1 protein-coding gene is annotated in these 1,615 nt (G+C 53.3%); it reads left to right on the forward strand.

Going from position 1 to position 1,615, the window contains the following annotated elements:
- Positions 1 to 1,615: DUF637 domain-containing protein (locus ACGF63_RS22795; protein ID WP_387633365.1), on the forward strand; the 1,615-nt coding region annotated here is incomplete at both ends.

A 1,615-nucleotide genomic window follows, 5' to 3' on the forward strand; every position in this document is an offset into this window, starting at 1 on the left:
ACCGCCGGCGGCGATATTAACCTGTTAAGCCGGGATGACAGCACCTATGAAGCCAGCAAAATCGCCACCCATCAACATGCCAAACTGACCAGTACGCACGGTCAGGTTAATTTTAAGGCGGTAAACAACAGCACCTTTGCGCAAACGATTACCCATTCCAAAGGGTTCTACATCAAGCAGACAGATAAAGGTTACACTGAAAATACCTGGGTGCTTCCTGCTATTCATCTCGGTGGAAAACTCACTGTAGAGACCGCCAACGGTGTCAGCGCGGACATTAAAGCTAAAAATGGTCAGTCATTACAAAATGCCGTCTCCGTCTTCGGTAATACCCCGGAAACCGCCTGGCTGAAAGGACTCAATGAACGTCAGGATGTGCAATGGAACTTAGTTAAAGATGCTTATGACAGCTGGGATTATAAAAGCCAGCACCTGAACCCGGTGGTTTCGGCGGTTATCGCGATTGCTGTCGCCACCGTGACGGCAGGCGCAGGCATAACGGCTTCGGTGGCCGGATCAGCCGCAGGCACGGCAGGTTCAGCGGCGACGGCAGCGGGGGCTACCGCCAGTACTGCCGCTACCGTGGGTTCCATGGCTTACGGCGCGACAGCTTCCGGCATGGCGGCTCTGGCCTCTCAGGCGGCGGTCGCTCTGGTGGATAATCAGGGTGACCTGTCCAAAACCTTAAAAGCGATGGGAAGCAGCGATACCGTTAAATCCACCCTGACTTCAATGGCAATGGGTGGCACATTAGCAGGTTTTGATACGGTGATGGGATGGGATAACGCGGCGAATGGCGCAAAACTGGATCCGTTAAAGGCAAAATTACCTTCCCTGAGCAACGGCGACTGGAGCAAAGTGGCTCAACGAGTCGCGGGCCAGTCTATTATTGGTTCCAGTCTGGGGATAACCCTTAATGGCGGCAGCTTTAAAGACAATTTCACCACGGCCCTGCTGTCTAATATTGGCAGCCAGATTAATGCGGAAGGGGCCAATCTGATTGGCAATAACGGCCAGGTTCTGGGTGTGCCGGGTAAAGCAATTAGCCATGCGGCTGTCTCCGCTCTGGCGGCCGAGATCGGTGGCGGTAATGCAAAAGGGGCCGCGGCAGGTGCATTAACAGCGGAACTGGCGGCAATCACGCTGGATAAAACTTTCAGTGACCCAATGAGCATTCAGGCCGGCGGCAAAATTATCGGCGGCGTTGCCGGGGCGATTGCGACTAATAGCGCAGAAGGCGCTAACAGTGGTGCCAATGCCGGTGAAATCGTGATCCTCTTCAATCACCTGCATTCCATGAGTGTTTACAATCTGACCAGAGAACTTCAAGAAGCCAATAAGCAAGATACGTCTACCGAAGCCATCTGGATCAAATACGGAGAACTGAGCGCTGCACAACGGGCCGAAATGTTGTCTGACTGTGCAGGAAAAGGCGGATTATGTACGCTGACCTATCAGGCTGAAATGGAAGGTGGGATAAAGACAGCCGATGCCGCTAGTGGCCTGAGATGGATGTTTGGCTTATCAGAGGAAGATGCCCATCGTCTCAGCCAGTTTGTGACCACAGAAAACCAGAACGATTTAGGGCTGTTGTATAACTCGCTGCCCGCCTGGG

Origin of the sequence: Photorhabdus sp. RM322S (genome assembly GCF_042879395.1) — a bacterium.
GTDB classification, from domain to species: domain Bacteria; phylum Pseudomonadota; class Gammaproteobacteria; order Enterobacterales; family Enterobacteriaceae; genus Photorhabdus; species Photorhabdus khanii.